Origin of the sequence: Vandammella animalimorsus (genome assembly GCF_002285265.1) — a bacterium.
In the GTDB taxonomy this organism is placed as follows: domain Bacteria; phylum Pseudomonadota; class Gammaproteobacteria; order Burkholderiales; family Burkholderiaceae_C; genus Lampropedia.
The window spans coordinates 47940-63014 of sequence record NZ_NSJB01000014.1 but is presented as its reverse complement, the minus strand read 5'-3'; the positions used below and the strand labels follow the sequence as shown (position 1 = coordinate 63014).

13 protein-coding genes and 1 pseudogene are annotated in these 15075 nt (G+C 66.7%); all 14 read right to left on the bottom strand.

The window, feature by feature from the left end:
- Positions 1 to 299, bottom strand: a pseudogene (locus CK625_RS13970) (hypothetical protein); the annotation flags it as partial.
- Between the two features lie 167 nt (positions 300 to 466).
- On the bottom strand, positions 467 to 733 hold the full coding sequence (locus tag CK625_RS12730) for a (2Fe-2S)-binding protein (protein WP_095540700.1): 267 nt from the start codon (positions 731 to 733) through the stop codon (positions 467 to 469).
- A 358-nt stretch (positions 734 to 1091) separates the two neighbouring features.
- Positions 1092 to 1325, bottom strand: coding sequence for a hypothetical protein (locus CK625_RS12725; protein ID WP_095540699.1), 234 nt, complete (start codon positions 1323 to 1325; stop codon positions 1092 to 1094).
- 102 nt (positions 1326 to 1427) lie between these two features.
- Entirely contained in the window at positions 1428 to 2264 is an 837-nt protein-coding gene (locus tag CK625_RS12720; RefSeq protein ID WP_095540698.1) for a DNA adenine methylase, read from the bottom strand.
- Entirely contained in the window at positions 2230 to 2427 is a 198-nt protein-coding gene (locus tag CK625_RS12715; RefSeq protein WP_095540706.1) for a Com family DNA-binding transcriptional regulator, read from the bottom strand. The genes CK625_RS12720 and CK625_RS12715 overlap by 35 nt, the downstream gene beginning before the upstream one ends.
- A 152-nt stretch (positions 2428 to 2579) precedes the next feature.
- The gene (locus CK625_RS12710) at positions 2580 to 2801 is read right to left on the bottom strand and encodes a hypothetical protein (protein ID WP_095540697.1); all 222 of its coding nucleotides are present in this window, start codon (positions 2799 to 2801) and stop codon (positions 2580 to 2582) included.
- Entirely contained in the window at positions 2794 to 4764 is a 1971-nt protein-coding gene (locus CK625_RS12705) for a hypothetical protein (RefSeq protein WP_143326288.1), read from the bottom strand. The genes CK625_RS12710 and CK625_RS12705 overlap by 8 nt, the downstream gene beginning before the upstream one ends.
- Positions 4765 to 4768: 4 nt before the next feature.
- The gene (locus CK625_RS12700; protein WP_095540695.1) at positions 4769 to 5164 is read right to left on the bottom strand and encodes a hypothetical protein; all 396 of its coding nucleotides are present in this window, start codon (positions 5162 to 5164) and stop codon (positions 4769 to 4771) included.
- Positions 5161 to 5478, bottom strand: coding sequence for a hypothetical protein (locus tag CK625_RS12695; protein WP_095540694.1), 318 nt, complete (start codon positions 5476 to 5478; stop codon positions 5161 to 5163). The genes CK625_RS12700 and CK625_RS12695 overlap by 4 nt, the downstream gene beginning before the upstream one ends.
- Positions 5475 to 6683 (bottom strand): hypothetical protein, encoded by a 1209-nt coding sequence (locus tag CK625_RS12690; RefSeq protein WP_095540693.1) that lies wholly within the window; start codon positions 6681 to 6683, stop codon positions 5475 to 5477. Before CK625_RS12690 ends, CK625_RS12695 begins: the two co-directional genes overlap by 4 nt.
- Before the next feature lie 15 nt (positions 6684 to 6698).
- Complete coding sequence (locus tag CK625_RS12685; protein WP_095540692.1) at positions 6699 to 8429, bottom strand: hypothetical protein; 1731 nt, start codon at positions 8427 to 8429, stop codon at positions 6699 to 6701.
- A 10-nt stretch (positions 8430 to 8439) separates the two neighbouring features.
- A complete protein-coding gene (locus tag CK625_RS12680; RefSeq protein ID WP_095540691.1) occupies positions 8440 to 10491 on the bottom strand; it encodes a hypothetical protein in 2052 nt (683 codons plus the stop codon).
- Between the two features lie 2 nt (positions 10492 to 10493).
- The gene (locus CK625_RS12675) at positions 10494 to 10901 is read right to left on the bottom strand and encodes a hypothetical protein (protein WP_095540690.1); all 408 of its coding nucleotides are present in this window, start codon (positions 10899 to 10901) and stop codon (positions 10494 to 10496) included.
- Entirely contained in the window at positions 10898 to 14974 is a 4077-nt protein-coding gene (locus tag CK625_RS12670) for a tape measure protein (RefSeq protein WP_095540689.1), read from the bottom strand. The genes CK625_RS12675 and CK625_RS12670 overlap by 4 nt, the downstream gene beginning before the upstream one ends.
- Positions 14975 to 15075: the final 101 nt, after the last annotated feature.

Below are 15075 nucleotides of genomic sequence, written 5' to 3'. Positions count from 1 at the left end.
TTGGGCGGCGGGGGCTTGGGCGCCGGCGGCGGCGGAGGAGGGGGCGGCGGCTCAGGGGCCGGTGGTGGCGGCACAGGCGCGGGCGGCGTTGGGGGCTGCGGCGCGGGCTCGGGCGCGGGCGGCGCGGCCACGATGAGCTGCGAGATCATGACCGCCGGCTTGACATCGTCTTTCTTGGGCGGGTTGTGCATGGCCCGCTGCACACCCCACAGGGCGGCCACGTGCAGCAGCAGCACGCCGCCGGCCACCCAGGCATAACGGCTTGTTGAAGGGGCGGGGGTCAGAAGGGGCGAAGTCATGGCGCGGGCACTTGCGGGCCACAGGCAGCGCCAGGCCAATGCCAGGGGCGCACTGCCTGGCAACAGGCGGAACAGAGAAAAGAGAGAGTTGAAACGGTGCCGCCACTGCGGCCGTGGGCGGGCGGCTTACTTGTGCAGCACCCACCAGATAGAACCCAGAACAAGCATCAGGCTGCCTGCGAGCGCGGCGATGAGCTCCATACCAAGGATCCTCCGGAATGGGGCGCGGGCTGTTGGGCGCAGGCTGCATGATCGATGGCCGCCATGGGGCGGCTGGCGTGGCACTGCTGCACCAGGCTGCGGGCCATGCATTCGCAATTGCCGCACTGGGTGGCAACGCCCAGCTCGAACTGAATGTCGTCAAAATCCATGCCGGCGTGGGCGTGGCGTGCAATCTCACGGTCGGACACTCGGCGGCAGACACACACGATCATGGCTTGGCCTTTTGGCTGGCTGGTGGATGAAAAACGAAAGCGGAGGCGATTATAAATACGAATTTTTCGCATTAGCAATCTTTGCCATTCACCCCAGAGAAAAAAGGCTTTTGGCGGCCCATGCAAAGGGCGCATATGGCGCGAACACGCTCTAGCATGAGCGACGCTGCAACATCAGAACATCCAACGACAGGACACCACCATGGAAAAATGGCGCGCCGCGCGGTATTGCGCTTTTTGACAGTCGGTATTGCGCTTTTTGACGCGGGCTATTGCGCGTGTTTGTAACAAGTCCGGCGCAGCCACGACGAACAAAACCGGCCACTTGGGCCGGTTTGTTTTTGGCGCCTACCGCGCGTCAGTCTGTGGCGGCTTGCCGGGCCAGTTGCTGCAGATCGACCTGGCCGGTGGCGACCAGGGCCAGCTCGGCGTCTGGCAGTGCGCTGAGCACGGCTGCGGCGCGGCGGTCGAGCTCGGCTTGGGCCAGCGCTTGCCAGTCGGCGCGTTGTTTAATAGGCTGGGCGCTGTGGGTGCGGCGCAGGTAGCCGCGCAGGTATTGCAGCAGGCTTTGCTCGAGGTCGGCAGTTTGCATGGTTCTTCCTGGGGTTGGTTGCGATGCCGTGATTACCGCTCTGTGCGGCCACGAATCCAAGCGCTTTTGGAGGTGTCCGACAGGTGTGTCGGACACTGGCCATTACCGCTTGACTGGGCTGATCCACAGCACCTCTATGCGCGCTCTGGCGCTGCCGGCGGCGCGGTGCGGGCGCTGCACGCGCTGCCAGCCGCTGAGCAGGTCGTCATAGAGCTCACTGGGATAGCCCGCCACCACAGCCCGGCCCTGGATGGTGCGCAGGCGCTCGAGCAGCTGCACGTGCTGATCTTGACTCATCTCGTGCCGGTAGCCGGCCTTGCTGCGCGTGCTGGGCAGGTATGGTGGATCAACGAAGAACAGCGTCTCCATCGTGTCTTGCGCCCGGATCACCTCCAGCGCATCGCGCCGCTCGATGACCACGCCCTGCAGTCTGCGGCAGACCTGCACCAGGTGGCGCGGGTAGCTGGCCCACTCGTGCGCCTTGCAGTGATTGCCGCTGCGGTGGCGCGCATCGGCAAACGTGGTCTTGCGCGGGTTGAACAGGGCCTCGTGATGGAACGCCTGATAGGCCCGCACGATGGCGCGCTGGGCGCGGATCAGCGGGTCGTCGCTGGCCACAAACGAGCGCTCGAACTCGCAACGCGAATACGGCGTGCGCCGCAGCAGGCGTATGAGGCGCTGGCATTGCCGAGGGTCTTGCAGCACCCTGAACAGCCCAACGATCTCCTCATCGAGGTCGTTGTAGACCTCAATGCGCGATCTGGGCTTGCGCAGCAGCACGCTGGCCGCGCCCCCGAATGGCTCCACGTAAATGCGATGCGCCGGCAGGTGGTCAATCACCCAGGGGGCAATCGCCCACTTGCCACCGAAATACCGCAACACAGAGCGCGCAACGCGCTCGGCATCAGGAGTTGTGGATGGATTTTTTAACGTCGCCATATGCGTCCTTTCTTGGGATGGTTGGACGCTCGCAGGCGTGCGATACTGGGGTCGATGCCCTCAAATGGTTGAGTGTCTTGCATCGCTGGCACTTGATGGCCAGGCAGACGTAGTAGCCCTCACCGAGCTTTCTGCGGCACTGGCCGCAACGAATTTCTTGCATAGCAAATCCAAATGTTTAAACATTTCTGATAGCCTTGGCGCCGCCTGTCGACAGGTGGGCGGGCCTTGGCTTGATTTGCTGCTCACATCAGCGGTCAGGGGCTGGTTCTGGTGTGTCAGCACCAGAATCAGTCGCCCGCTCTTTTTTTGCTCCTACACCTCCTGGTCAATGCGGGTTAGCGCCGCCGCCTTGCCCTCGATCAGGCCATCGCGAACGAATACGAGATCGCCGACAAGCGCCTGGCCGCGCGCGCGGATGGTGCCGCCGCCTGGCAGCTCGATGGTGGCCACGTCGCCCTCCATGTGGGTGACGGTGCCGGCCTGCAGCGTGCGTGGCGTCTGCAGGCTCTGGAAAACCTGGTACAGGTTAAACATTGGGATGCGTCTCCAGCGTGATGCTCTGGCGCAGCTTGGGCGCGTCGTAGTGGATGCTGGTGCGACGCACAATCCCGAACACCTGCCGGTTTGCGAATGTGTGGCGCACGAACTTGCCAGGCAGAATCAGGCCGGTCTGCGGCAGCACCTGCAGGCTGAGCGTGACGTGCTCTTGCGCGCCGGTGTTGGAGAGCTCTGCGATGCCGCGCGCCAGCTGGGCCTGGGCATCGGTGATCAGCGGGTGCAGGGCCTGCGGCGCGACCTGATCGCCCGCTGAGCCGCCGCGTGTAATGAACCCACTCACGCCTGCGACCTCGCCCCCAACCCAAATGCGGTTGTAGTGCGGGCGTTCGATGAATTCCGTTGCCCGCAGCTCGGCCATGCCGGCGGGCAGCTCATAGTCAGGCACAACGCCATCCCATTGCCAGGGCCGCGTCGGGTAGCGCGGCAGCAGCCGCAGCTGCGGCTGCGTGGCATGGGGCTGCACATAGCCGCCCACGGCACGGGCCAGCTCATTGATGGCATCCATGTAGCTGCCACCGTAGACCCAGCTCCCGCCAGGCACCTGCCAATCGGGCAGCTGCCAGTCGATGTCCCAGCCAATGGGCACGCCGTTGAGCGCGAGCACCTGCTGGGCGATCTGCTGCGCGCTGAGCTGGTCGGGGAACGCAAACGCCATGACTGGCGCGTGCGGGGCCGCCAGGATGGCGTTGACGCCACGACCACTGACGCGCCAGCGCGATGGATTGAATCGCTCATCCAGCCCCCGGCTCTCGATGCGCAGGCGCAGCGCCTGACCATTGATGACAGCCTCGACGATGGGCGCCTCGCCATCGGCCTGGCGGCCCAGGTGCTGGCCCATGGAATGATGCAGTGTGGCTGACCACGACCACGTCCACGAATCCACATCCAGCGAGGCCTCGAACGTCAGCGGATGCAGCTCGACCCCGCCCTCGATGCGGGTCAATGTGATGCTGTTGTGCACGATGTAAACCCTCCGAACGGGGACGACCACAGTCTCTGGCGACGGCCCATTGCTGCATGTCCCACACTCAAACAACAAATCCGCGCCGCCTGGCTGGCGGCAAAACACCAGCTGCGCGCTTGGCGTGTAGCAGCTCTGGGGCTGCGGCTGGGCGCTGCCGTCATCTGGGCGGCGCAGCGCGGGCGGGGCGGGCATGGCCAGTTGCCAGCGGCCGGCCCATGGGGGCGAGCGCAGCAGCAGGGCCAGGCGCGCGCCATCGGCGTGGGCCAGGGCCAGCGGCAGCGCCTGCTGGGCGCGGCCAGCCAGCAGGGCGCGCAGCAGGACGGCTGTCTCAAAGGCCCAGCGCCACTGCTGGCGCGCTGGCTGGGCTTGCTGGGCGCGGCTGCTGCGCTGCAGGTGCAGGGCCTGGGCCTGTTGCCAGCGGTATTGCCCGCCCCATTGCAGGCTCTGGGCATCCTGCATCCGGCCTTCAGTAGCCGCTCCTGCGCGCTGGGTGCTGGCCCATGCGCCGGCCCAGGCGGGCAGGGGCAGGGGCCGGGCCTGCTGGGCGCGGCTGGTGTTGCGCTGGCCACTGGCCTGCGCGCGGGTGAATTGGCTGGCCAGCGGCTGGCGCAGGGGCTGGGCTGGCTGGGCGTCGCTGGCGGCAGAGCGCACCAGCGGGCGCGCCACGCCACTGCGATAGGCTGCGCCGATGTGCCCAGCCAGGGGCGGAAAACCGCCGGCAGGCTGGGCGCGCAGCACCTCGATAAAGGCTGCGCCCACCTGGCCGCCGATACCTGGGAAACTGCCCTCCGGCCTGGCCTGGTGGCGCTCGGGCTGGGCCACGCCCACATGCCCGCCCAGGGCCGGGAACTGGCCCGCAGGCGTGGCGCGCACGTCGTCGCCAGCCACGGGCGGCGGGCCGCCCACGGCGCCGAACAGCAAATGGCCGTCCTGCTGCGCTGGCTGGTTAAACAGCAACTGGGCATCCACAGCCACCCCATCAGCCAATCAGGTGCTCGGTATCGAGCACGGCGCGGCCGCCGGCCCACATCTGCGCAGTGCCCAGGCGGTTGCGCATGCGCAGATCGCCATCGCCATCAGGCCCGCTGACGGTGCCGGTGGCCACCAGGTGGCCATTGCCGTCCAGCCATTTGCAGGTGGCGGGCTGGCCGTCGAAATCCACAAAATCCCCTGCCGCCTCTTTTTGCTTGAGCCGCACCAGGTTATTGATGACCTGGCCACAAGGCTTGTCCAGCACCAGCACGCACAGGCGCACGGGCGCGGGGCTGCTGGCGTCGTAAATCTCGATGGTGCTGTGGCCGCTGCCGGCGTCGGCGCGGTCGATCAGCGCTTGTGAGCGCGCGGCAATGGTCTCGGGTGCGGGCGTCCAGCTCATGGGGCCTCCTGGGCAATGACCTGATCGGCCGCAGCGGGCGCGAATGCGCCGGCCGGGTGGCGGGCCATCAGGCTGTAGGCGTAGCCTGCCTGCAGGCCGGTGATGCGATAGGCCCCGGTGCGCGCATCGCTCCAGGCCCAGCCCACGATGCGCCCGCTGACAGGGTCGGTGGCATCCACGCGCGCCACGCGCGGCTGCACCGTGCCCGAGGCCGGGTCGCGCTCGCGCACGGTGGCGCTGATCTGGCCAGTGAGGATGCGGTTATGGAGCATGCGCAAATGCCCGATGCGCGCGGCTCGGATGGTGATGCTCACAGGCCAGCCCTCCAGCCTGTGATGTCCACAAAAAAACCGTAATACGAGCTGCCAGAGTCGACGTGACTGGAGTTGCCATTTTGAGGCAGGAACAATAGCGCTCGTCCTGCGCTTCGCACCACCTGGAACGGCTCAAATAAAAAGCGAGGGACAACACCACGGCCACGGTCAATGATGTGTGGGATGTAGCGCACACCAGGCAGCACCCCCCTGAAAACCCACGTGTTTGAGCTACCGACTGATCCACCACTCCAGCTCAATGTGTGCGGGCTCACCACCCCGAGAGGGACATCCATGACCAAACCAGATGGCACATCCTCTCCGGCGATCCCCAGCCACGACTTCGCACCAGAAACCCCTCCCGCATCCATGAATCCGGCGCGCGGGCTGCCAAGCGATGGGGTGTCGTGACCCACAAAACCATCGGACATCACCAACCACCAAAAATCTTTGCTATAGGCCATCGCGCCTTGAGCCCCCCCAGTCCGCAGCGCGCACGCCGAATCACCTGCCGTGACAGCGTCCAGCCTCCCAAAATAAGACCAGCTCAAATTACCTCGGGGGGCACCCTGATAGGTCTGGATACCGATTGCAAAAAACACGCCGTCACCCCAAACACACCAGCGTGACACCCCGCCGCTGAGAACCAACGGTAGACGCAGCTCATCAGCCTGACCAAACGCAGGGAACGGCCTATCACCGGTGTGGGCATCGCTCATGCTGTGATAACCGCGCCATTTGGCAGGCACGCCCGATGTCGCCTGGCTGGTATCCACCTGCAGGCAGTGCCCAAACCACTGAGGATGCTCGCTGTCGTACACCGCCAGCGCGCCATCGGCAAATTTTTTGCGCCAGCCCAGCGGCGGGATGCGCACCGTCATGCCGGCGGCCGTGCTTTGCGCATCGGCCACGGTGGCGTGGATGGTGATGGTGTCGGCGCCCACCTCTTGCACGCGGTGCACCCCATTGAGCCCAGCCAGCGCGCCGCCCACGCCGGCCAGCTCGATCAGGCCCTGCGGCAGGGCCACGGGCGCGCCCGTGACCTTGATCGTCACCACGCCAGCGGCAGCGCTGATCTGGTTGACCACAGTCAGCCCCAGGCCGGTGACCAGTGCGGCATCGAGCACCTCGATCAGGCTGCCCGGCTGGCGCTGCAGTTGCGGCGCGCCTGGCAGGTCGGAGAGGAAATAATTAAACAGCTCCACAACACACCTCCTCGATCAATCCCCAGGCCGATCCACATCGACCCGCAACAGCAGCGCAAAGCGGTGATCAATGGCGCTGGCCGGCCCCGGCTGCACGGCGCGGATGCAGGCCAGGCCTGCGCCAGCGCCCACGGTGTTGATGCGCAGCACATTTCCCGCGACCCAGCCAATGCCCCAGCCCAGCGCCCGCAACGTGAAATACGGCGTGCTGGTGATCGGGTTGACGGGCGCGCAGTCCTCATTGATGTTGCCCGTGCCCACCACGCCCACATGCTCGCCCACGACCCGGAAATGCGTGCTGCTCGTGAAATGCAGCGCCCAGCGCTCGGTGATGCAGCCGCGGTTGTCCACCTCGACAGGCGCAGCCGTGTCGTTGTAGTTGCCGGTGGCCGGGTTGCCCATCAGGTGATCGGCCCAGGCCGTGTCCGTCCAAGTCTGCTGATCCCACAGGTGCGAGACGCGCGCGAACCGGTCCCCCAGCATCAGCGCGCTGCTCACGTAACTGCCATCGATGGGGTAGTCGTGCGGCAGCGGCAGCGTCAGCGTGATGGCGCCACCCACGTCCACCTCGCGAACGCGGGCCATGTGCTCGATGGTGTGCTCGATGGTCACCGGCTGCTGCCAGCTGGCCGTGTCCAGCGCGGTGAGCGTGCCCGCGTCCAAGTCGTGCTGCCAGCCTGCCGTGATCGCCTTGCCGTCCGCCCCGGTGATCAGAATGCGCGAGAGCCGCGTGCGGCCCACGTCCACCACCTCCTGATCGGCCAGCGTGCGCGGCGCCAGGGCCTGGGTGTTGTGCACCACCACGTAATCGCCTCGATTGAAAATAGGCACCCGCCCATCGCTGGGCAGGCGCACCGGGTCCACCCCGATCACAGCCGGATCGACCGGGATGGCCTCATAAGCCACGGCGTTGTAGCGCAGCGCGCTGGAGAGCACGGCATCCACATGCACCGTGGCAACGCCCGGAAACTGCCAGTGCGACAAATCCAGCTCGCCATAGCCGGTGGGTGTGGGCGATCTGAAAACCAGCGTGCCCACGCCGCTCTGGTAGTCGATGGTGCCCAGCACCCGGTCGTGGATGATGCGGCCGTCGGCGTCGGCGGTGATGCTCACGGGCGTGCCGTCCTGCATGGTGGCCACGATCTGCAGCGAGCTGGGCCGCAGCGGCGCGGCCGCCGTCCTAAAAATCACCATCGCCTCGGCCGGCATCTCATCGGGGCCGGACAGGGGCCGCGCCTGCAGCGCGCTCCAGTAGCTCAGCTGCTGGTTGCTGCCCGCATCCCAGTGGTGCAGCCAGACCTGGCCCGTGCCGATCTCCACCTGGCCCACGGGCTGGCCGTTGCCGCTGGCCGGGTCGATGGCCGTGCGCAACTCGCCCGAGGGCGTGGCCACGTAGCGGCGGCCGCCCTGCACAAACGTCACCGCGCGCACCAGCCGCCCAGGGGCCACGTAGCGCGGCAGCAGCGCCAGGCGATCGAGCGTGACGCTGACCGTGGTTTGCTCAGAGGCCGCGCTGGCCGCGGGCGTGAGCTCCACCTGCCCAGGCTGGCCCACCTCGGGCGCGCGCCACTGCCACTGCGGCGCGGGCTCGGCCACTGGCTGCACCGGCTGGGGCTGCTGCGGCGGGGCCGGGTCGGCGCTGGGCGGCGGCACGACCAGCGGGCCGCCCCAAGCGGGCTTGAACGGCAGGACAGTGCGCGGCGCGCCGCCGCGCGGCCTGGGCGTGAAATGGATGCCAATGCCCATCAAAATCTCCTCAAGAAATCTGCACCTCGCCCACGCGCGTGAGCTCAAACCCCACGGTGCGCGCCAGCTGATTGGCCACGCCCTGGGTGATGTTGATCTCGGCCGTGCCGGCGCTGTGGTTGATGCTGCCCACCACCACCCCGTGGAACACCAACTGCCCGCTGGCCCAGCCCACCACATAGCCGCTGACGGTGCGCGAGGCCACGCGCTGCGCCCAGCCATCGGCATGGGTGCTGCCGCTGAGCGTGACCGACAACGGAAACCGCAGCGTGCCCGGCTGGATATTGGGAGACAGCGCAATGCTCCACTGCCCGCCCGAGCCGGCCCAGCTGGCCGTTTGCGGCTGGCGCTGGTGCAGCACCGATTTGACGGTGATCACCGTGCCCATGGGCGGCAGCTCCTCGGGCATCAGCACCAGGCGCCCAGCCTGATAGTCCACCGTGCCCGTGGCATCGCCGGTGATGGCGCCGCTGCCGTCGTCGCTGGCGCTGCGCTGCACCAGGCCGCTGCTGCCGGGCACGCTCCACTCGATCAGCACCTGGCCCGGAGTGAAGGGCTTGCTGCCCGGCTCGGTGCTGATCTGCCCATCGCTGTTGAGCGGGATGCACAGGCGCGGGTAGAGCAGATCGACGTGGTTGCCCTCATCCTCCAGCGCCGCATCGCGCACGTACTGGACAATCACCGCGCTGCCCACGTCCGGCAGCGCGCCCAGCGTCACGGCCAGGGTGCGCGTGCCGTGGTTGTAGCTGCCCGCGCCGTGGCTGGCATCGCCATCGCCCAGTGCGCCGCTGCCGTCATCGACCAGCACGTACCAGCGCTCCATGGCCCGGTAGTGCACCCGCACGCTGCCGCGCGCCACCGCAAACGGCAGCGTCATCACGTAATTGAGCCGGCGCGACTCGGCGGTCACGGCAATGCCCGTGCTGGCCACATCCTGCGGCAGCTGCACGGCCGGCGCATAGGTGATCTGCAGCGGCCCGCCAGAGGGAAACCCCTCGGCCAGCAGCGTGCACAGGCCGCTGGCGTAGTCGATGCGGCCCAGTTCCTGGCCGCCCAGCAGCAGGCGGCCGCCCGCATCGGTGAGCAACTGCCCGCCGCGCAGCAGCGCCAGCGAGCCCGGCAGCACGCCGCCGCCGATGAACAGATTGGTAGCCAGATTGAACGCCGCATGCGTGGTGTAGGTCAGCAGGTTGCCCGACTGCACCATGGCCGCGCTGTGCGCACTCACGCGCGCATCGGCAATCGGGCTCTCGGCCTCGCTGGAGGGCACCAGCCGCTCATAAATGCCAGCGGCCTGCACGACAAAAGCCCCCAGCGCTGCCTGGGCCGTCAAAGGCTTGACGCCGTAGTAGCGCCCGGCCGGGGCCCAGACCGTGGTGCGGATTTTGGTGCGCTGGTTGATCTCCGATTCAGGGATGGACGTGCGGCGCGCGTCAAAACCGGGAAAATCCCGCTGCAGCGCCTGGCCCAGCTCCAGCGTGAGGATGCGCCGCTTGTATTCGCCGCCGGCGTTCTGGTGGTTGTCCACGAACACCCGCACCACGTCGCTGAGCACGCGCTGCACGCTCACGTACTGGATGAACTCATCGGGCGCACCCTCGCGGTACACCAGCGCCAACTTGCTGCCAATGGTCGGCGGCGGCTCCTCCTCTCGCTGCTGCACGAGCAGCACCTGCTGGCCGCTGACGTGATTGCCAAAGAGTTGTCCGGGATAGATGCCCGAGGCGATAAAGCCGGCCTGCAACTTGGCCATGTCCTGCGCGCGCGTAGCGAAATCGCCCTCGGTAGCCATCAGCAGGATGGACACGCGCGGATCCGTGGGCGGCTTGGAAACAATGGCATTGCAACCCATCGCCACGTCGCGATCCGCATTGGTCAGCGCCATGTGAATCTGCCGATGCGCCAGCTGCCCGCCCACGCGGGCGACCTCGGTGATGTCGGGGAAGATGTTGTTGCTCACGCCCGATTCGAGCTCGCCAGCGGCAGGGCCGCCGCCGCCTTCGGGCACGTCGGCCATCACCTTGGATGGCCGCAGTTTGATGTCGTTGGTGGTGATGGGCATGTTTAAACCTCAAGAAATCGCAACGTGATGCGGTACTCGACCTGGGCATTGATCTCTGCATCGGCCAGGGCGCCAGCCAGCGCGGCCTCGAACGCCGCCCCGCGCGTGTGATCGAACACCACGGTGTAGACCTGGCCGCGCAACCGAAGCTGCAGCGGCTCTGCCAAGCGGCTGGCCCAGGCATGCAGCAGCTGCACCTGCTCGCGCGTGGTGGCCCAATCGGCGCCGCTGGGCGTCTCCAGCGTGATGGGGCGACCGGCCAGGCGCGTGGCCTGGTCGATCAGCAGACTGCCGTCGGTGCTGTACTCGGCCGTCATGGCCACGGGCGACCAGGCAAACTCATCCACCCACTGCAGCCCCTCGTAGAGCTGCAGCGTCACGCCGTTGTTGGTCAATGTGATGCTGCTCATGCCGAGGCCCCCTTGGCGCGCGCGATAGCACGCAGCAAATCGTCAATGGCCTGCCCGCCCTGGGGCGTGGTGGGCACGTCGTAGCGGCGGCCCTGCAGCTCGATGCGGTGCGTGCGCACCACCGCATCGCTTTGCGCCGCTGGGCTGGGCGCGGCAGCAGCCTGGCTGCGCTCGCGCTCGGCGCGTTCACGCTCTTGCTGTTGGCGCTGCTCACGCTCGGCGCGCGCAGCCTCGCGGCGCTGCTTGTCTTCGGCCGCGTGCACCTCTTTGAGCTTTTTGGTGTAGGCGTCAAGCAGAGCCAGCTCCTGCTGGATTTCCTGCAGCTTGCCGTCATCGCCACGGATCTGCGCGCGCTGCAGCTCGATGTCCAGCTTGGCGCGCTCGGTCTCCAGCTCGGCCAGGTCGCGCTGCTGCTTGGCGCGGGCGATGGCCTCTTGATTGCCGCTCAGCTCAAGCAGGCGCAGCTCCAGATCGGCCAGGGCCCGCGCGCGGCCGCTGCTGCTGCGCGTCAGCTTGGCCTCCATATCGTCCAGCCGCGTCATGCTCTGCACGTATTCGTCGGCCAGGCGTTTGAGTTTGGCCAGGTGCTCGGCCTGCAACTGGTCGAGCTGGCTCCAGGACATCAGCACCCGGCCTGGCACCTCCATTTCGCCGGCCAGGGCGTGGGCGTGCTTGGCTGCTTCCTGGGCATGCTTGCTGGCGGCGGTGGCCGCTGAGAGCCAGGAGCTCTGGATGGTTTTGGCGGCTGCGCTGATTTTCTCGCCCGCCTCCTGCCCCGCATCGCCGGTCTCTTTGAGCTTTTTGCCCAACTTATCCTGTCCATCGGCCTGCTTTTCTGCCAGGTTGACCAACTCTTTTTGCTGATTGAGCTGCTTCAGCCCGGCCAGGTGCAGCTGCTTTTCCAACTCCAGCTTTTTGAGCTTTTGCTTGTTCAGCTTCTTGTCGTTTTCCAGCTCCTTGATCTGCAGCTCGATTTCAGCCAGTTTGCCCTTGATGGTCAGCTCCTGGATTTGGATTTCCAGGCGCATGATGGCAATGCGTTTTTTCTTTTCCTGCGCCAGGTACATCTCCGAGAGAGCCTCGTCGCCATTGGCCTTGGCGGTGTCGGCCTTGGCGCGCAGCACATCGGCCTGCAGGCGCAGCCCGTCGCGGTTGATTTGCAGGGCCTGGATTTTTCCCCGGTTCTCCAGCTCGATGCCCTCACGCTCTTTTTGCTTGGCCAGGCGCAGCGCTTCGGTGGCATAGGTCAGCTCAGCCTGGGCCTTGGAGAGCCGATCAGCCACATCGATACCATCCTTTTGCATGGACAGCAGCTCTTGCACGGCCTTGGCTGCTTGATCGGCCTCCTCGCGGTATTGCTGCACCGACTTGGCCTGCTCGCCGTACACCTGCACGGCTGCGCGGCGCACAGCCAGCTCTTGCTGGGCCTGCTCGCGCTGTGCGAGCATTTGCTCCACTTCCGTGCGCGAGGCAGCGATCTTGCCCTCGATGGCCTGGCGCTCCTGCTGGATTTGCGCCTCAGTCATGTCTGAGGCCTGGGCGCGCAGCTTGTGCGCCACCAATTCCTGCTCCAGGATGGCCAGCTCCTGCCGCTTGCTCTCCAGCGCGGCCTGCGTGGCCTCGGCCACCAGCTCGGCTCCTTTTTGGCTGGCCTCCAGCAGCTGGTATTCATCCTCCAGCAGCTTGGCCTTCTTGATCAGGATTTGGGCCTCATCCTTGGCAATGCCGATTTGCTTGGCCGCCAGCTTGCTGCGCTCCTGCTGGCGCTGGGTCAGCTCGGCCAGTGCAGCCGTCACGGCCACATAGTTGTTTCTGGTTTTCTCGGCCGAGACGGCCAGCTGCTCTTGCACCAGCCGCGCTGCTCTCTGGCCAGCCGAAAGGTCTTCTTGCGCCTGCAACTGCTCCCTGATGCTGGCCGTCAGTTTGGCCTGGGTTTTCTCGGCGCGCTCGGTCTGCGCCACCAGGGCGGCAAAGGCATCGGTGGTTTGGCCGATGCGCTCACCAGCGGCGGCGACCTGTTCGCCAAAGCCCTTGAATTGGTTGGACAGCGTGACGACTGACTTAACGCCACGCGCCAGGAAATCCCAAACCAGGAAGGCGGCCTCGGCAAAACCATGCAGCGCCACGGTGACCGCGCCCACCACCAGCCCCAGGCCCTTGAGCGCAGTTGTCAACAGCGCCACCACACCGGACTGGCCAATGCCCTGCATGGCCACGGTCAGCGCACTGTGAAACCGCGCCCAGGTGGCGCCCATGCCATCGGTCTGGCCATGCAAATCCTGCAGCGCCAGCGTCAGCGCCGGAAACAGATCGCGCGCGGCCAGATTGCCCGACTCGACCAGCCGGATCAGCTCGGCCTCGGTCACGCCCAGGCCCTTGGCCACCAGCGAGAACGCACCGGGCAGCGAATCGCCCAGCTGCTGGCGCAGCTCCTCCATCGAGACCACGCCCTTGCCGGCCATCTGCCCCAGGGCTTCGAGCATGTGGGCCACCTTATCCCCGGACAGGCCCAGCGTGCCCGCGGCCCTGGTCAATGCGGCAAACAACTCATTGGCCTGCTCGATGGGCACATTGGCGCTGTGCATCGAGGCCGAATATTTAATGAATGCCTCGCTGATGCCTTCGACGGCCACCCCGGCCTCACCTGCGGCGCGGCGCAAAAATTGCAGCTGGCCAGCGGCGACGGAAGCATCTTTGTAGATGGCATTGAGCGCGCGCACGAACTGCTCGTGCTGCACGTTGGCGCGCAAAAAGCTGCTCCCCAGGCCAGAGACCGCGCTCACGATACGGCCCACGGCATTGGCAATCACATTGCCCGCGGCAATCTGCGCCAGGCCCTGGCGCAGGCCAGCGGCAGCGCGCTGGGCCAGCGTCATTTTTTCGGCCAGCTCCTTGTGGCGGGCGACCAGCTCGCGGGCGCGCGCCTGGGTTTGCGCCATCTCCGTGCGCACGCGCAGCTGCGACGCCGCCAGATCGGCGCTGGACACCCCCGCTTGCGCCATGGCATCGCGCAGGCGCTGCAGCTCGATGCGGGACTCGTCATAGGCAGCGCCGGCCTGCTGCGCGCTCCTGCGCTGGCGGTTAAACCCATGCTCGGCCTCTTTGGCCTGCGCCTGCAGGCTGCGCGCGCTGGCAGCCGCCTCGCGCTGGGCGGCAGAGAGCGCGTGCGTGTCCGCCGCGGCTTGGTCAGCGGATTCGCGCAACCTGGCCAACTGTTCGCGCAGCTTTGCGAGCTGCTGGCCGTACTGGCTGGCATTCTGGCCGGCCTGCTCTGATTGCGCCCCCAGCTCGGCCAGGCGATTCCTGGTCTCGGGGATGGCCTCGGCCAGCTCGCTCTGGCGCTGGCTGAGCCGGTCGATCTTCTGCCCAGTGGCGCTATAGCTGGCGCCAAGTTTTTCCAGCCGCAGCTGCAGCGCCACTATGGCCTGGGCGTGCTTTTTCGCGCTCTGGCCTGTCTTGAGTTCTTTTTGCTGCAGATCATCGAGACGCTGCGCCGTGGCGGCAATGGTCTTGGCCAAGCCCTCGTGCCGCTCCTTGAGCTTGCTCATGCGGCCCTCGGATTTGAGCTGCTCGGCCTGCAGCCTCTCCAGCTGCTCACCGGCCTCGCGCAGGCCCTGGCCATGCTCGCGCGCGCGCTGCCCAGCCGCTCGGCTTTGCGCGCCGAGCTTCTCCAGCGCCTGCACCGCCTCTTTGATCGAGGTCTGCAGCCGCTCCTGCTCGGTGCGCGATTGCTGCACCTGCTCCGCCAAGGCCTGCTCGGCCTTCTGGGCCTCGGCCAGCGCTGCCTGCTTTTCTTTCATGGCCAGCGCCGCTGCCTTGGTGGCCTGCTGGGCCTGCTCGGCCGCCTGGGCGTATTCGCCGGTCTTGGCTTTCAGACCGACGAATTGCTCAATCGCCCCCTTTTGCTGCGCGAGATTCTCTAGCTCTTCGGCCAAGCGCTCCAATTCGGGGGCCGCTTCACTCCCTTGCTTGGCCAGCTCCTGCAGCTCATCGGCCAGCTTGGGCACGGCCTGCTGGCCCTTGACCTCTACGCCAATCTCTACGCCTACCCGTTTGGTGCTGCCGTCTGCCATGCTGCCCGCCTGTTGTCTATCCAGGCTGCACTGTCGCGTTTTGGCGGGCAAAAAATAAGGCCAGCGGGTGCTGGCCTGGGCGGTATGGCGGCTGGCGCGGC